We start from the raw sequence: 15,339 nt of genomic DNA on the forward strand, positions 1-15,339 counted from the left end.
TAGAAAAACAACTAATAGAATAAAATAATTTTATATTTTTAAACTACTTTTTAGACACCTTTTTGAGTTCATTTATACTGCTCACTTTTATCCAGAATTAGGTGCTCACTTTATCCAGAATATCCACACTGACTTTGTAAACGCTTCTAAAAACGCGATACTTGCGGGTTTTGATGGTGTAGAACTTCATGGTGCAAATGGGTATCTGCTGGAACAATTCCTAAATCCAAATGTTAATACAAGAGAAGACGAATATGGTGGAAACCTCATAAACAGAAGCCGTTTTACATTAGAAGTTACAAAAGCAATTGCTGGTGCTATTGGTGCTGATAAAATAGGAATTCGTTTTTCTCCATTTTCTGAATTAAGTGACCAAAAAGGGTACAACACAGACGAAGTGCATCAAACTTATACTTATTTAAGTAGGGAATTGAACAAATTGGATATTGCCTATATTCATATTTCAGCCAACCCTGCAATTCCTGAAAAAACATATAAGGCAATTCGTGAAGCATTTAGTAACACTCTTATATATTGTAATGGTCTAACTCCTGAATCGGCTGAAGAACTTTTACAGAATAATACGGCAGACCTTGTTGGTTTTGGACGTGGATTTCTTGCTAATCCTGATTTTGTTAGCCGTTTAGAAAAAAATGCCCCACTCAATGATCTTGACTACAACACATTGTATTCTCCTGGTGAACAAGGTTATATCGATTATCCACTTTATACATCGAGATAATGAAAGCAATTCAATATAAAAACTACGGAAGTTCCGCTGTTATTGAACAGGTTGAAATTCCGACACCATCTATCCAAAATGAAAATGATGTTTTAATTCAGGTTAAGGCTGCTGCTATAAATCCTATAGATATTAAAATACGAACGGGAATTATGAAGAAAATCCGTCCAGTACAAATGCCATTCATACCAGGAGGTGAAGCTTCGGGAATAATTATTGAAATTGGAAGTGAGGTATCAAAGTTTAAAGTGGGTGACGAGGTAATCGCTCTTACAAAGACGAGTGCTTATGCCCAATATGTAACTGTGAATGAAAACGCTGTTTTACTAAAACCACAAAGTTTGTCTTTTGAAGAGGCCGCTTCAATAAGTGTAAATATAGGTACTGCACAATCTGTTTTATTTACAGAAGGAAAATTGGAGAAAGGGCAAAAAGTTTTAATTCAAGGAGGTGGCGGTGCTGCTGGTGGCGCAATGGTGCAAATGGCAAAAGCTGCCGGAGCATATATTATCGCTACGGCTTCTGGAAACGGAGTTGCTTTGGCAAAAAGTCTAGGTGCAGACGAAGTAATTGATTATAAATTATATGATGTAAGTACTATTGCTACAGATGTTGATCTGGTGGCGGATACAGCAGGTGGTGAAGCTCAGGAAAAACTTTTTCAAGTGTTAAAGCAAGGAGGTAGATTATTAAGTATTGTCTCACCACCATCACTGCTACTGGCAGAAAAATTCAACGTTAATGCTCGATTTGTAGCTTCCGACATTTCTCTCAAGAGCTTAGAAAATGGCATTGATCTGATAGGAACGGGAAAATTTAAGACAATTGTTTCCAAAACATTTAAACTTGAAGAAGCTGCAATTGCACAGGATTTTTTAACAGTTGGCGGGGTAAACGGAAAGGTAGTTTTGCTTGTAGAATAAAAAAATAAAAGATAAAAAATGGAAAATAAAAAAGTTATCATTGCCGGTGCAACGGGATATCTGGGAAGTCAGATCGTAAAAGAGTTACTTATACAAGGAGCAAATGTTACTGCTATGGTTAGAGCCAGTAGTGATAGAAGTAAACTGATAGAAATAGGGGTTGAAAATTTTGTTGTAGGCGATATGATGGATACAGCTTCTTTAAAACTCGCCTTGTCACCCGAGCATAGTTTTGACGTAATAGTTGCTAGTGCAGCGGGATATACACGTCGTCAGAAAGGCGACAGCGCAACTACAGACACAATTGGCTACAAAAATCTGGTTGATGCTACTAAAAATGCGGGAATTCCTCGTTTTGTATTGATCTCAATCCTCGAATCGGACAAAGCTATAAAAGTACCCCATTTTCATAACAAATTCCTAATCGAAAAATACCTTATAGAAAAAAAGCAACCCTACATTGCCCTTAGACCGGGAGCGTTCTTGGATCAAACGCCGGATTTTATAATTGATAAAATTAAGAAAGGAATACTACCTACATTTTTAACTGGAACATACGGGATTATCTATACACCACAATTAGCTAAATATACTGCTATGGCAGCTGTTATTTTGCCTGATACAGAGTTAAACACTTCCATAGATGTAGGTTGGGACAGACCTGTAAACGAACAGATACTGAAAACCGCTTTTGGAACTGTCCTAAAAAAGAATATTCAAGCTAAGCCAGTTATGCCGCCATTCGTACTTAAATTTATCCTGCCTGTTGTTGGGAAATTTAATGATAACATTTATGATATGATTCAAATGATAAAATGGATCGATACTGGTATTTATATTAGCAAAAACACTCAAAAACAGAAAGAACTTTTTGGAGAACTTCCAACTGTTGAAGAAAGTATAAGACAATATTGTTGCGACAAGGGATTAATCTGAAGAATTATGAGAGGATACTACTCTTTAATTTTTTTTTCATTAAATTAACTATCTAAAATTTAAATTTATGGATTTAGAAACTTTTAGAAATCATTGCCTTTCGTTGAAGCTGGTAAATGAAAAAATGCCATTTGATAAGGCAAAAGGGGACTATGCTAAAAACTTGCTGGTATTCTCCGTGTTCGACAAATGGTTCTGCTTTTTCAATGTTGATGCATTTGACTTTTGTGACATTAAGTGTGACCCAGAAGAATCAGAACAACTTCGAGACATTTATGAAGGGATAAGACCTGGTTACCATATGAATAAAAAGCATTGGATCAGTATTTATTTTAACCAGGATGTACCAGATTCCAAAATTTTAGAACTCGTGAATAAATCCTATGATTTGGTGGTGAAAGGTTTAACCAAAAAACAGCGTGAGGAATTAAAAAACATGTCGTAGAAACAAGCAAAGTGTGCCTCTAATTAAGCATTACAGGCCATATAAAAAAGATTACAAATAATTTTACATTTGAACAAAAGACTAAGACTATGACAACTAAAAAAATACCTGCTTACGAGCAAAATTATACAACAGAAGAACATAAACTTGCTGAACACATCATCGGGTTGGAAAAAGCAGCACTTGACAAATGGTTCAATGGTGACATTTCCGGGTATGAGCAACTTTGGTCTAAACGCAGCTTTACCTATTTTGATGCAGTCGTTACAGAACGAGTAGACGATCATGCCACTATTGCTAAATTTTTAGAAACGATTAAAGGCAAGTTGTTTGCCGACTCCTATGATTTTCGTAGTCCTCGTGTACAAATAGGAAAGGATATGGCTGTGCTTACTTTTCAGGTTTTCGCAAAAACCAACCTTATAGATATGGAATATAATTGCATCGAAGTATATCAAAAAGAAGAAGATAATGAATGGCGGGTAATTCATTCTACATGGTCATTTATCCGACCGATGGACAAGAAATTCAGTGAAGAAAAAAATATTGTATAAATCTTAAGCTTATAAAAGCCTGCAACATTTTTTGTATGTTTGTGATGCTATTTATAATTAATAAATCAATGTATCAAAATCTTCTATCATACATTAATCAGCATACAACTATGCCACTTACCAGTGTTGAAATAGGTTTGATTGAAGCTGCTTTTCAACCAAAAAAGTTGCGAAAAAAACAATACTTTTTACAAGAAGGTGATGTTAGTAAATATGCTGGTTTTATTGTAAAAGGGGCTATGCGACAATACAGTGTTGATGAAAGAGGTGTAGAACATATTGTACATCTTTATATTGAGAATTATTGGGCAAATGATCGCGAAAGTTCAATAATGCTTACGCCTTCAAAATATAATATTGATGCTTGGGAAGATACCGACTTACTCATTGTTACAAGAGCAGATATGCTCGATCTTATTGACAAAATTCCTGCCTTGGTAAAAATGATACGATCAATGGACGAGAGAAATGCCATTGCCAACCAACGCAGATTAAGCTCTACTATTAGCAATACCGCAGAAAAACGCTATGAAGAGTTTGCTGAAAACCATCCACAATTTATACAACGTTTTCCCCAACATCTTATTGCTTCTTTTTTGGGTATTACTAAAGAAACCTTGAGTAGAATTAGGAAACAATCCATAAAATAGATTTCTATTTTTTAAGTTTTATGCAAACCGTTGACAAATGTCAACGGTTTTTTTTATCATATCTCATTTATATAAGAACTAATTCTGGTGCAACTTTGCCTTATCAAAATGATAAAAAACATTAAAATTTAAACAAAAATGGAAAATTCAAAAAATACCCAAGCAACTCAATTACTTCAAAATACTATAGATAGATTTCTTGCCAAAGACATGAAAGGCTGGTCAGATCTTTGTGCTGAAGATGTAGTTGCTGAATTCCCTTTTGCTCCAGAAGGTACTCCAGCACGATTTGAAGGTCGTGAAGCTCTTTATGCTTATTTAAAAGATTATCCAAGTTATATCGATGTAAAATCATTGCCAAATCTTAAAATCTATGGTACTGATGACGAAAATGTTGCAATTGCTGAGTGGAGTGCCTCTGGAGTTGTGATAGGAAATGGGAATCCGTACGAAATGAGTTATGCAACATTTGTAACTTTTCGTGAAGGTTTAGTGGTAAACTACCGTGAATATTGGAATCCACAAGCTTTTCAAAAAGCAATGAGTGGAGGAAGCTTTGCAGAATAATAAAAAAAATTTAAAAAACCGTTGACATTTATCAACGGTTTTTTTTATCATATAGTATCGATTTAAGCCTTATTCATGATAGAAATTTGCATCAATAATAACAACAATTTAAAAATAACAAAAATGAAAAACAAAATTATTTATTGGGCAACGACAGGAATTATTAGTGCTATGATGGTATTTAGTGCTTACGGATATTTTACAAATCCAAATATGAAAGCTGCGTTCGTGCATTTAGGATTCCCTGATTATTTTAGAATTGAACTAGGTGTTTTAAAAGTTTTAGGAGCTTTAGTATTGATATTTCCAATGGTTTCAGATAAAATTAAATCATTCGCTTATTTCGGATTTGCATTGACATTTGTTTCTGCATTTATTGCACACATGGCAAGTGGTGACGCAATTTCGGTTGCTGTTGCACCTATTATCTTTCTAGTAATTCTATCAGTGTCTTATATCTTTTATAATAAAGTAAAAGCATAATTTTTTTGGATATGAAAAAGGAAACCAATTTTTCGACAAAAGGTGAAAGAACTAGCCTTGGTCCTTTGATTATCAATCGAATGTTGCCTAATACCTATACCAATAAAGTAGGTTCATTTGTGTTTCTTGACTATGTTGCCCCAGCTATTAAAGAAATCATAAATACAAAAGGGATTGGGGCGCATCCACATCGAGGCATTGCTACATTGACTTATATTCTTCAGGGCGAAGTTGAGCATTTTGACAGTGCGGGAAATACTGGAAAAATACATTCTGGTGGTGCCCAATGGATGAAGGCAGGAAATGGAGTTATACACGATGAAATTATTAATTACGATTCCAAAACTGAAAGTAAAATTATTGAAGGTTTTCAGTTTTGGATTAATTTACCCGCAAAAAACAAAGCAGAAGATCCAGTACATATTGCGATTCAGGCCAAAGAAATTCCTAAAAAAGTGTTGCTCGATGAAGCAGGTTGGATAAAAGTAATTGTAGGTAACTATGAGGATTTGAATGCTATAATTCCAAATTATGCTGAACAGTTTTTATATCATCTTCATATAGAATCAAGAAAGCAATTTTCGATAAATCTGTCACATAAAATTGAGTCTGCAGCATTTTTAACAACAAAAAAAGCTACCCTAAATGATGAAGAATTTGAAGCTGGAGAATTGGTAGAATTTGGAAGTAAAGAAGGTGAAATTGAAATAAAAAACAATTCAGATACTGCGATTGATGTTTTATTATTTGGAGGTGAGGCTTATACGGAACCTATCGTATCAGAAGGGCCTTTTGTTATGAATTCTTCAGGAGAAATTATGGAAGCATATCGAGATTTTTATGCCGGAAAATATGGGAGAATAAACTAAAATTTTAAATAGATATTTTTATTCTAGGAAACAGTCAGCCAAAAGTTTCAAATCTTCTAATAAAAGTTTCGAATTTGCTCCTGATAGGTTCTTACTTTAAACCTGCTATTTTAGCGGGTGTACTTGTTTTTATATATTTTTATTACTACAAATCACGGATCAGGTTAAAAAAAAATCCAAATTGTTTTTTTGAGGATCCACACGAAAACAGTATTATATAAAAAAACGGATTATAGTATACACCATAATCCGTTTACAAATAAAATCTAATAATTTATGAATTACCATATAGGTTTGATTCCCCTCCATCAATGGCAATAGTCTGACCATTTACATACTGACATTCATCGCTAAGCAAAAAGGCTACAAGGTTACCCACATCTTCAGGTTTACCTAACTTTCTTGTGGGATTTCTTTGTGCATATGTTGTTTCAGCTGCTTTTGGGTCGGCGGGATTTACCTGTTTAAAAGCTTCTGCTACCATTGGCGTCAGGATAGCGCCAGGTGCGATTGCATTGGTATATATCCCATCTTTACCATATTCTATGGCTGCATTTTTGGTCATACCAGAAACGGCATGTTTACTAGCCACATACGGCATCTGGTTAACAACACCCCTTATTCCGCCTACAGAAGCTACGTTTACAATTTTCCCTCCGCCTTGTTTCTGCATTACGGGGATCACGTATTTCAGGCCGTAATACACACCCATAAGATTGATGTCAATTACTTTTTTAAATACATTGATATCATAGTCTACTAATGGTGCCTGTTTTCCTTCGATACCTGCATTATTGTAAAATCCATCGATACCTCCAAACTCTTCAACTGTTTTGTCTACATAATTTTTAACTGCCTGTTCATCTGAAACGTCAGCGACGATAGTGATGATTTTTGCAGTTGGCGCAAGGGATTGGATTTCTGCTTTTGCTTTTTCAAGTGCTTCGGCATTGTAATCTACAATCGACAGGTTGGCTCCTTTTAATGCTACGGCTTTACTTGCTGCAAGTCCCAGACCCATCGCTGCTCCGGTAATAATAATTGTTTTGTCTTTAAATATGCTCATGATATATAGTATTAAAATGTATTAGTTGAAAAAATATTCATTTAAGATTGAAATTATTAGCTCATGCCTCTCCATATCATATCAAAGCAATCATCTATGAGCTGCTGGCTTAATGGAAATAATTTTTGGATGATGCCAGTAGAGCAGGAGCGCACCGCACCATCAAAAAAGCTAATAAGTATAATTGCATCTACTGCTTTTATGATTCCTTCCTGCTGTCCTTTTTCTAAAAGATTATATAGTGGCTTATTCTGTTTTTCATACTCGGCGAGTTGTTTTTCAAAATTGATCTGGATGTAGCCGGACTGTTGGTACTGGTCGATAAATACGGTTTCGTCATAATTATTGAGCCTGTAGTTGAGCATATTGATATAAATTTGCTTAAGGGATTGCCTTATTGGTACATTAATATCAAAGTCACAATACATTGCCTGTGTCATTTTATCCTCTACAGCCGCGTAGGCCAACTGTACAACTTCTTCTTTATTTTTGAAATAGATGTACAGAGTTCCGGCGGCAATTCCGGCTGTTTTACTTATGCCTGAAATAGTAACGCTTGCTAATCCCTGTTTGCCCGTAAGTACAAATACAGAATTTAAAATTTTCTCTCTTTTATCAGGATCTAATGGTCTCATACAGTAAAGTTAAATGAAATAATATTCATTTAAATGTAAATATGCAAATTATAACTTTTTTTTAAGGGAGTTTGATGCAGTAATCTTAACTGTACATTTTCATGATTATGAAATTATCGATGTCAGGTCTAAAAAGACAAATTTTTGAAAAACAATGAAATTTAAAGCACTTAATGCAATAAAAAGCATTCAAGATAATACAACCGTAGTTGCTGAGACCCGCAGCGCTTCTTTTTTTTTAAAATACTATAGTTGAATTTTCAGAAGCAAAATTGCACTATGATCCCTTATTTATCATTTTGCTGATGTTGATACTAATAATTGCTTTAAGCAGAAATCGATGTGAAATAAAACTTTGCTTATCAAAATGGTATGTATTGAAGGTGTTTTGGTATCTCGTATCGATAGCCTAAGTTTTAATTTTGTAATAGATAAAAATTAAAAAATTATTAAAATGAAAAAAGCCTTAATAATAATAGATGTACAAAAAGAATATTTTGAAAATGGTGCATTAGAACTTGTGAATCCAATTCCGGCAAGTGAAAATGCAAAAAAAATATTGGAGCATTTCAGGAAAGAAAATGGTATCGTTGTTCATGTGCAGCACATCTCCGGAGAAGGAGTTCCTATTTTTGTGCCTGGAACGCAAGGGGTAGAAATCCACGAAAATGTAAAACCACTTCAAGGCGAGAAAGTAATCACTAAAGCTTTTCCTAATAGTTTTAGAGGTACAGATTTGCTGGAATATCTGCAGTCAAATGATATCACACATTTGGTAATTGCCGGGATGATGACTCATATGTGCATTGACGCAGGAACAAGAGCGGCTTTTGATTTTGGATTTGAGTGCACGGTGATTGGTGATGCCTGCGCCACAAGAGATCTTGAGATTAACGGTCAGCATGTTAAGGCTACTGATGTACACAATGCTTTTTTAGCTGCATTGGAATTTTTTTACGCCAAGATTGTAACAACAGAAAACTATTTGCTTTCGTAAAAAACGTATAAATCTCTTTTTTATAAAATGGGCTGTAATTTATTACGGCTCATTTTTGTTGTTGTAAGCCATTTGCAAATGAATTTGTAAATTTGCGCAATCAAGTTATAATTTTCTGTGAAGAATATATTTCAAAATACGTTTGAAGGAATCATATAAAAGATTTTAATCCTTTAGATACTAAATAAATAAAATGAAAACAGTCAAATTTCATAAAAGCGAATGTGGCGTTGAAATGCTTCTCAATGTATTGCACGGAGATGCCCTGAGTGAAAGATATTTGGAACGAGATAGTTATAATACCGATTTTTTTGAAATTTTGCTTTTTAAAACCGCGAAGGGATCTTTGATTTTAAATCAGCAGAAAATCAATATTTCTGACAATACAATTGTTTTTATTTCACCTTTTCAGAAAAGGCAATGGAACTTGGAGAAAGAAGGACTGGACTTTACTGTTTTGGTTTTTCAGGAAAATTTTCTTAACGATTTTTTCTCAGACAAATTTTTCACTTATCGTCTTCTTTATTTCTATCAGTTGAATTATCGTTTAAATATTACTATTGAAAGCGATGAACTTCAAAAAGCACTGGACCAGCTTATGGAAATAAAAGCGGAACTTGTAAACGGCAGGAAAGACAGTATTCATATCATACGCTCTCTAACGTACTACCTGCTTTTGAAGTTCAACAGAGTATATGCCGAGAAAAATAATCTCTCTATCGAAAGAGCCGAGAATAATTATGCTTACCAGTTCAAACAGTTATTAGAAATGAATATTAGGGATAAACAAAGAATTGACTATTATGCAGATTTATTAAATGTCAGCAGGATTACTATTAATAATTGTGTAAAAAAACAGTTTAATGTTACCGCGACTGAACTATTGAAACAGAGATTAATGTTTGAAATAAAAAATGATCTGATACATTCCGGAAAAACAATTGCTGAGATCGCTTATGATCTTCATTTTTCGGAACCCGGACATATGATGCGATTTTTTAAAACCCAAACCGGAATAACCAGCAGCGCTTTTATTTCGGATTATCAAAAGGGAATATTTTCTTAGTTGTAAGACGGAATAGGTAAAGAAGCCAAACATTTTTTATAAATCTAAGAAAATACAAAAGTATGCAGATGAGGTCGCATGGCATTCAATCAATGAAAACTACAAGAATTTCATCCCACACATAAAATTTAAGGCGTAATAATTTCGCTTCGTTTAATCTGCCTTGCGCAGCACAAATTCTAAATATGTTCAAAAAATACACATCTAATAAAATCTATTACCAAAGTACAGTAGCACTGGCAGGACCTGTTGTAATTTCACAGCTGGGGCATACACTGGTACAGACCGCTGATACTATTATTATCGGACATTATGCCGGAACGATATCATTGGCTGCTGTTTCGCTGGTACATTCCGTTTTCATGGTGGTTTTAGTTATTGGGTTAGGGGTAGCTTACGGATTAACACCTTTAATTGCGCAGGAAAATGGAAAGTCAAATTTTAAGGAATGCGCCCGACTTCTTTCTAACAGTTTATGGCTTAATGTGGTAACTGCAGTTTTTCTTTTTTTGTTAGTATATTTTGGTTCCATGTTTGCCATGCAGCATGCTGATCAGGATCCGCAGGTAGTAGAAACGGCAAAACCTTATCTGTTAATTTTAAGTTTATCGATTTTGCCTTTGATGATCTTTCAAACATTCAAACAGTTTGCAGAAGGACTTGGTTTTACAAAACAAGCCATGAGCATCACTATTTGGGGAAATGTGGTTAACGTCGTTATTGCCGTGATTTTAGTAAAAGGATTGTTTGGTATTGAACCTATGGGAGTTAAAGGTGTAGGAATTGCAACCTTGGTAGACAGGGTTTTAATGATGCTGGTAATGGTATGGTATGTCCTTAGATCAAATCATTTTAAAATTTATTTACAGTATTTCTCCGTGAAGTTTATCGATTTTTCAAAAATACTCGATGTAGTAAAAATTGGATTACCTGTTGCTATGCAGTACGTATTTGAAATAGGAGCATTTGCAGTTGCAGCTGTAATTGCAGGTCAAATAGGTTCGACTGAGCAGGCGGCGCATCAAACAGCCATCACACTTGCTGCAATGACCTATATGATGGCTGGTGGAATTGCATCGGCTGCGACCATTAAAATTGGAAATAGCTTTGGAAAAAAGAACTACAAAAGACTTGAGAAATTTGCTTACGCTTCTTATCATTTGGTTATTATATTCATGCTTTTCTTTGCGCTTATTTTTACACTCTTTAATCAATATCTGCCTTACCTGATAACAAATGATGTTAAGGTTATAATGCTGGCTTCACAATTATTGGTAATTGCCGGAATATTCCAGCTCTTTGATGGTACACAAGTTGTGGGATTAGGAACACTTAGAGGAATGGGCGATGTCAATGTCCCTACTTTGATAACCTTTGTTGCATATTGGTTAATTGGTCTGCCATCGTGCTATGTTTTAGGTATTCATCTTAATTTAGGCGTTAAGGGAATTTGGTATGGTTTAACTCTTGGTTTATTAACATCATCTGTTCTGCTTTTTTTTAGGTTCCGATATATAATGAATATGAAACTTAGGCAAGTAAAAGAAAAATAATTAGAGCCAACAGGTTACAATGATAAATGTAAACGCATCACTACTAATGATTTTTAAGCACTTAGATTTTGATTAAAATGCTGCAGAATTTGTTTAGGCGCCGAGATAACTTCTCTGCGTATAGGATCAAACCATTCTACTTCTTTAGTAACTTCTGCACAGCATTCATTTTTTGAGTTGAAAAAGTAGCTTTTAATATTGATTTTGTCGTCTATACAGCAATGTTTCATCTCAACAAAAAAAGATTCGGTAAACATTAGATTCTTATAATTAACTAATACGTGATTTCCTTCCTGCAGATCCAGATGTAGCGTTTTAAGTTTCTCTTTTGAAAATCCGTTGGCAAACAAAAAATGATACAATAATCGAAGCGTGTATGAAACATACGCATTACTTTCCATAACCATAAAATCGTCTACGTCTTCTCCGGCTACAACATAATTTTTACAGATCATTTTATTTTTTTAGGGGTTAAAAAAAGGGTCAGCTTGGCATAAAACTGACCCCATAACATTCGTCATGTTTACTGATCTTCCAAATCAAAAAGATATTTATTTAGCTAATAGTGGTGGGTACTTTCTATTATCTAAGATTTGATTTATTTGAAAATGATCATTTAATTAATGAAAAATTATAACTGATTTTTATTTTATCAGCAATTTTTTTTCGCACCAGACTTGGTATTTCTATATCGTAATCTTCGGGTTTAACTTCAAATGAACCAACAGCATTTACTCCGTTGGCAGCTTTCGAAATTTTCATCGTTACAATTACCGGTTTAGTTTTTCCGTGAATGGTAAGATCTCCTTTTAATGTAAAGTTTTGGGGTGTATTGGTAATTTTAGAACTATCAAAATTTTCTATTTTACCTTTTAAAGTAGCTTTTGAGAATTTTTCAGATTCCATGTAATTTTCGTTGAAATGCTCCTCCATTAAAGCAACTTTAAAGCGAAAACCTTTTATAAGAACCAAAGCGGCAAAATCTCCGGTTGACTGCTCTAAAACCGCCGATACACTTTTGTTTTCGGCAGCTATTTCTTCATAAGTAGGCACAGTAGCCTGAAATTTTATAGTTCCGGTTTTTGTGATCAGTTTTTGCGCAAATCCATCGGTATTTGCAACAATAATGAGAAGCAATATAACGAAATTGATACATCCTTTTTTCATAATAATTAGTTTTCTTTTAATCCGTCTGTATTCCATTTTACAATAACATCGATATTTGCCTGAGACATTCTTCCTGCCTGAGGCATGATACCTTGTTGTCCTGTCTGTAATTGAATTCGATTTAATAAACCAGCGTTTTCAACTGCTGTTTTTACTTCAGCATATGTAGTCAGAGGTCTGAAACCTGCGGATCTTCCATTTTGGTGGCAACCTATACAATTGGCATCAATAATTGCTTTAGCATTTTTAGTATAGCTAAATGCGGCTATCGGTTCAGGATTAGGTGTTCCGGGACCTGGTGGTGTTACTGTGTCTGGCGGTGTTTCAATATCCTGAAATGTATCAGAATCACTGCAACTCGTTAATACAGCAAGTAAAATTGTGAATGCTATTAGTTTTTTCATAAGTTATAATTTTAAAATACTCTGTATAAATTAAATCCAAAAAAGAAATCTCCTTTACCCCAGTTTCCGGCTGCATTAGTAACATAACCGCTCTCACTCATGGATTGAGAATTGGTAAATATCAATTGAAAAACATGTCCGCCGGTTTCTACGTCAAGTCCTACAGATAATGGGTTTTCGTAAAAGCCAGGTTTATCAAAATTGTGCATATACTCTAAATTCACAGATAGTCTTTTAGTGATTTTATAACGTCCGCCTCCTCCAAAAGAAAACTGATTATCATTCTCAATGTCCGGATTATAAAGATTTTTATGTACAAATGAGGGCACTAATTCTAAGGATAGTTTTTCGCTTACTTTTCTGGAGATCAGTAACTGTTGTACATAAGTCATTCGATGCTTGAATTCTAAGCCAGGATATTGATCTTTTTCTAAAAACGTGTTGATATCGGCAACGCTGTAACCTACAATGTCAACCGGAAAACTGGCATTTTGTCGCATCATTCGGTATTTTAGCCCGGTTTCATACATTTTATTTAAGGTATGTCTGGAAAGACTAACTGATAACCAATCTGTAACACCATAAATACCACCCAATTTTGTAGTAGCGTTGTCTAGACCAAAAAAGCTGTCTAAACCATCTTTAACAGTTCCAAAACGATGTGAGACCACAAAGTAAAATTCTTTTTTGGCAGCCATTTTTGTGGTCTGTAATGTTACAAGCTGCAAAGCTTTAAAAGTTGCAGTAGAATAACTTTCTTCTACCTGAGTAGAATCAAGATCCTTAAGCAAATCATCTTGCGAATAGGCCATAGTAGCCAGAAAAAGGCAGATTGGGACTAAAAATTTCTTCATAATTTTTATTAATTGTGTTGTTTATTAAGCGTGCATTGGTCTAATTTAACTTCCTGAAAAAGTTCATCATAACCAATACATTTGCCTTTAAGAGTGATTTTATTATTGAGAAGCTGATTTTTTGTTTTTTGAGTAAACAAACAAAAAACAGTATTTTCAAGTATCATCACAGAATCTGTTTGCTTGGTTACCGTGCCAGTGATTTCAATAGTTTTATTGAGATATAATGCATCAGCTTTTTGCGGATTTGAGTTATAATCGTCAAGTAATTTTGTTGCCGATATACTTAAATCAGGCATTTCTGATGCTATATTGCGTGCTTCCTTAAAGAGAAATCCGTAATAAAAATAAATGCCCGACGAAACCAGTACTAATAAGATGGCAATTACAAATGCTATTTTTTTTCTTTTCATAGTGATGTTTTAATTTTTCAGGAAGAAATAAGGCTCTTTTTATTTCAAATTAGTTCAGTTTTGATTGAACTAATTTGAAATATAGGAGTGGTACTATATGAGTTTCTTTGAAATTTTATATGGCAAGCGGTGCGTCTTTTACAACCACTGGCCAAACAGCCGGAGCAGGAAAACTAATCCCTTTATTCGACCCTCTTACGCTGGCATCTTGTCCAAAATAATACAATGGCCAACCGTTGTAAACCAGTTGTGATTTACCAAATACAGTAATAACACTAAACTTAGATTTATCAAGAACAGAAGGAACAACAATCTTGTCTGTTTCGTAAATTGGCCAAACAGCATTGTTTGAAAAATCTGCTTTTGTAAAATTGTTTTTCTTGAAATTATCATTTTTAAAAGAGTATAGTGTAAGCCCTTTTGCATCTGTAAAGTAGGTAGTAGAGCCGTCGCCAACAGTATAATCTGATTTGTAGTTTTTGCCGTCATGTCCTGTAAGCTGGCTGCTTACAATCATGACAGAATAATCCGGTTTTGCTATAAACCAAACACCACCAACTCCGTCACCTGTTGTTTTACCTGCAGCCTCTTGTGTATTGGTTCCGCTAACACTTGGTGCGTAGTAATACAATGGCCACCCTTTATAGGTAAGTTGTTTTTTACCGGATGTTGTAGTTATGGTTGCAAAATCTGAAAATGTAAGTCCTGTACTTAATTTATCAGCTGTTAAATTATCTACATAAAATGGTGGCCACACGGCTTCACATCCGCCTGAACAAGAGGCTTGTCCTTTTGCATCTGCTGCAAAAAAGTATAAAGATTTTCCATCTTTATCCGAAAGATAAGACCCCAATGTTGTACTTGTAGAAAGACCAATTTCTTTTTTTGCTTCTGGAGTAGGAGCGGGATCACCATTATTGTCACTACTGCAGCTTACAAAAAATGTTGCTGCTATAAGAGCAGCTAAAGCGAATTTAATTTGTTTTGATTTCATTGTTTTACTTTTGATAAGGTT

The 15,339-nt window shown here is 34.4% G+C and carries 20 protein-coding genes; 12 read left to right on the forward strand and 8 right to left on the reverse strand.

Annotated features, from left to right (window positions below; genetic code table 11):
* Nucleotides 1–70 precede the first annotated feature (70 nt).
* The 9 genes from KHA90_RS22680 to KHA90_RS22720 all read left to right on the forward strand — a co-directional run bounded on the left by KHA90_RS22680 (nucleotide 71) and on the right by KHA90_RS22720 (nucleotide 6,169).
* Nucleotides 71–742, forward strand: coding sequence for an oxidoreductase (locus KHA90_RS22680; protein ID WP_317197417.1), 672 nt, complete (start codon nucleotides 71–73; stop codon nucleotides 740–742).
* Nucleotides 742–1,665 (forward strand): NADP-dependent oxidoreductase, encoded by a 924-nt coding sequence (locus tag KHA90_RS22685; RefSeq protein WP_213307087.1) that lies wholly within the window; start codon nucleotides 742–744, stop codon nucleotides 1,663–1,665. The genes KHA90_RS22680 and KHA90_RS22685 overlap by 1 nt, the downstream gene beginning before the upstream one ends.
* Nucleotides 1,666–1,683: 18 nt before the next feature.
* Nucleotides 1,684–2,601, forward strand: a complete 918-nt coding sequence (locus KHA90_RS22690; protein ID WP_213307090.1) for an NAD(P)H-binding protein — start codon at nucleotides 1,684–1,686, stop codon at nucleotides 2,599–2,601.
* A 67-nt stretch (nucleotides 2,602–2,668) separates the two neighbouring features.
* A complete protein-coding gene (locus tag KHA90_RS22695; protein WP_213307093.1) occupies nucleotides 2,669–3,046 on the forward strand; it encodes an MmcQ/YjbR family DNA-binding protein in 378 nt (125 codons plus the stop codon).
* 89 nt (nucleotides 3,047–3,135) lie between these two features.
* The gene (locus KHA90_RS22700; RefSeq protein ID WP_213307096.1) at nucleotides 3,136–3,600 is read left to right on the forward strand and encodes a YybH family protein; all 465 of its coding nucleotides are present in this window, start codon (nucleotides 3,136–3,138) and stop codon (nucleotides 3,598–3,600) included.
* Between the two features lie 110 nt (nucleotides 3,601–3,710).
* A complete protein-coding gene (locus tag KHA90_RS22705) occupies nucleotides 3,711–4,250 on the forward strand; it encodes a Crp/Fnr family transcriptional regulator (protein WP_317197414.1) in 540 nt (179 codons plus the stop codon).
* A 138-nt stretch (nucleotides 4,251–4,388) separates the two neighbouring features.
* On the forward strand, nucleotides 4,389–4,817 hold the full coding sequence (locus KHA90_RS22710) for a nuclear transport factor 2 family protein (RefSeq protein WP_213307102.1): 429 nt from the start codon (nucleotides 4,389–4,391) through the stop codon (nucleotides 4,815–4,817).
* Nucleotides 4,818–4,940: 123 nt separating this feature from the next.
* Nucleotides 4,941–5,300, forward strand: coding sequence for a DoxX family protein (locus KHA90_RS22715; RefSeq protein WP_213307105.1), 360 nt, complete (start codon nucleotides 4,941–4,943; stop codon nucleotides 5,298–5,300).
* Nucleotides 5,301–5,311: 11 nt separating this feature from the next.
* Nucleotides 5,312–6,169 carry a pirin family protein gene (locus KHA90_RS22720; protein WP_213307108.1) on the forward strand — a complete coding sequence of 286 codons (858 nt, stop codon included), beginning with the start codon at nucleotides 5,312–5,314 and terminating at the stop codon, nucleotides 6,167–6,169.
* Between the two features lie 274 nt (nucleotides 6,170–6,443).
* Here the strand turns inward: KHA90_RS22720 and KHA90_RS22725 are convergent, their stop codons facing one another.
* Both KHA90_RS22725 and KHA90_RS22730 read right to left on the reverse strand, forming a co-directional pair.
* Nucleotides 6,444–7,235, reverse strand: coding sequence for a glucose 1-dehydrogenase (locus KHA90_RS22725; protein ID WP_213307111.1), 792 nt, complete (start codon nucleotides 7,233–7,235; stop codon nucleotides 6,444–6,446).
* A gap of 56 nt (nucleotides 7,236–7,291) precedes the next feature.
* Nucleotides 7,292–7,870 (reverse strand): TetR/AcrR family transcriptional regulator, encoded by a 579-nt coding sequence (locus KHA90_RS22730; protein WP_213307113.1) that lies wholly within the window; start codon nucleotides 7,868–7,870, stop codon nucleotides 7,292–7,294.
* Between the two features lie 454 nt (nucleotides 7,871–8,324).
* On the opposite strand from KHA90_RS22730, the gene KHA90_RS22735 reads away from it, so the two are divergent.
* From KHA90_RS22735 to KHA90_RS22745, 3 genes are all read left to right on the forward strand, one after another.
* A complete protein-coding gene (locus tag KHA90_RS22735; RefSeq protein WP_213307116.1) occupies nucleotides 8,325–8,867 on the forward strand; it encodes a cysteine hydrolase family protein in 543 nt (180 codons plus the stop codon).
* A 193-nt stretch (nucleotides 8,868–9,060) separates the two neighbouring features.
* Nucleotides 9,061–9,933 (forward strand): helix-turn-helix domain-containing protein, encoded by an 873-nt coding sequence (locus KHA90_RS22740; protein ID WP_213307119.1) that lies wholly within the window; start codon nucleotides 9,061–9,063, stop codon nucleotides 9,931–9,933.
* Between the two features lie 185 nt (nucleotides 9,934–10,118).
* Complete coding sequence (locus KHA90_RS22745; RefSeq protein ID WP_213307122.1) at nucleotides 10,119–11,486, forward strand: MATE family efflux transporter; 1,368 nt, start codon at nucleotides 10,119–10,121, stop codon at nucleotides 11,484–11,486.
* A gap of 53 nt (nucleotides 11,487–11,539) precedes the next feature.
* Here KHA90_RS22745 and KHA90_RS22750 read toward each other — a convergent pair whose 3' ends face one another.
* The 6 genes from KHA90_RS22750 to KHA90_RS22775 form a co-directional block, all read right to left on the reverse strand.
* Nucleotides 11,540–11,941 carry a hypothetical protein gene (locus tag KHA90_RS22750; protein WP_213307125.1) on the reverse strand — a complete coding sequence of 134 codons (402 nt, stop codon included), beginning with the start codon at nucleotides 11,939–11,941 and terminating at the stop codon, nucleotides 11,540–11,542.
* A gap of 157 nt (nucleotides 11,942–12,098) precedes the next feature.
* Nucleotides 12,099–12,653, reverse strand: a complete 555-nt coding sequence (locus KHA90_RS22755; RefSeq protein WP_244860544.1) for a YceI family protein — start codon at nucleotides 12,651–12,653, stop codon at nucleotides 12,099–12,101.
* A 5-nt stretch (nucleotides 12,654–12,658) separates the two neighbouring features.
* Entirely contained in the window at nucleotides 12,659–13,057 is a 399-nt protein-coding gene (locus KHA90_RS22760; RefSeq protein ID WP_213307130.1) for a cytochrome c family protein, read from the reverse strand.
* Between the two features lie 11 nt (nucleotides 13,058–13,068).
* On the reverse strand, nucleotides 13,069–13,911 hold the full coding sequence (locus KHA90_RS22765) for a DUF5777 family beta-barrel protein (RefSeq protein WP_213307133.1): 843 nt from the start codon (nucleotides 13,909–13,911) through the stop codon (nucleotides 13,069–13,071).
* Between the two features lie 8 nt (nucleotides 13,912–13,919).
* Complete coding sequence (locus KHA90_RS22770; protein ID WP_213307136.1) at nucleotides 13,920–14,324, reverse strand: OB-fold putative lipoprotein; 405 nt, start codon at nucleotides 14,322–14,324, stop codon at nucleotides 13,920–13,922.
* A gap of 115 nt (nucleotides 14,325–14,439) precedes the next feature.
* Nucleotides 14,440–15,318: a hypothetical protein gene (locus KHA90_RS22775; protein WP_213307151.1), complete on the reverse strand. Its 879-nt coding sequence runs from the start codon at nucleotides 15,316–15,318 to the stop codon at nucleotides 14,440–14,442.
* Nucleotides 15,319–15,339: the final 21 nt, after the last annotated feature.

The sequence above is a fragment of the Flavobacterium psychroterrae genome, from assembly GCF_018380615.1.
Lineage (GTDB): Bacteria > Bacteroidota > Bacteroidia > Flavobacteriales > Flavobacteriaceae > Flavobacterium > Flavobacterium psychroterrae.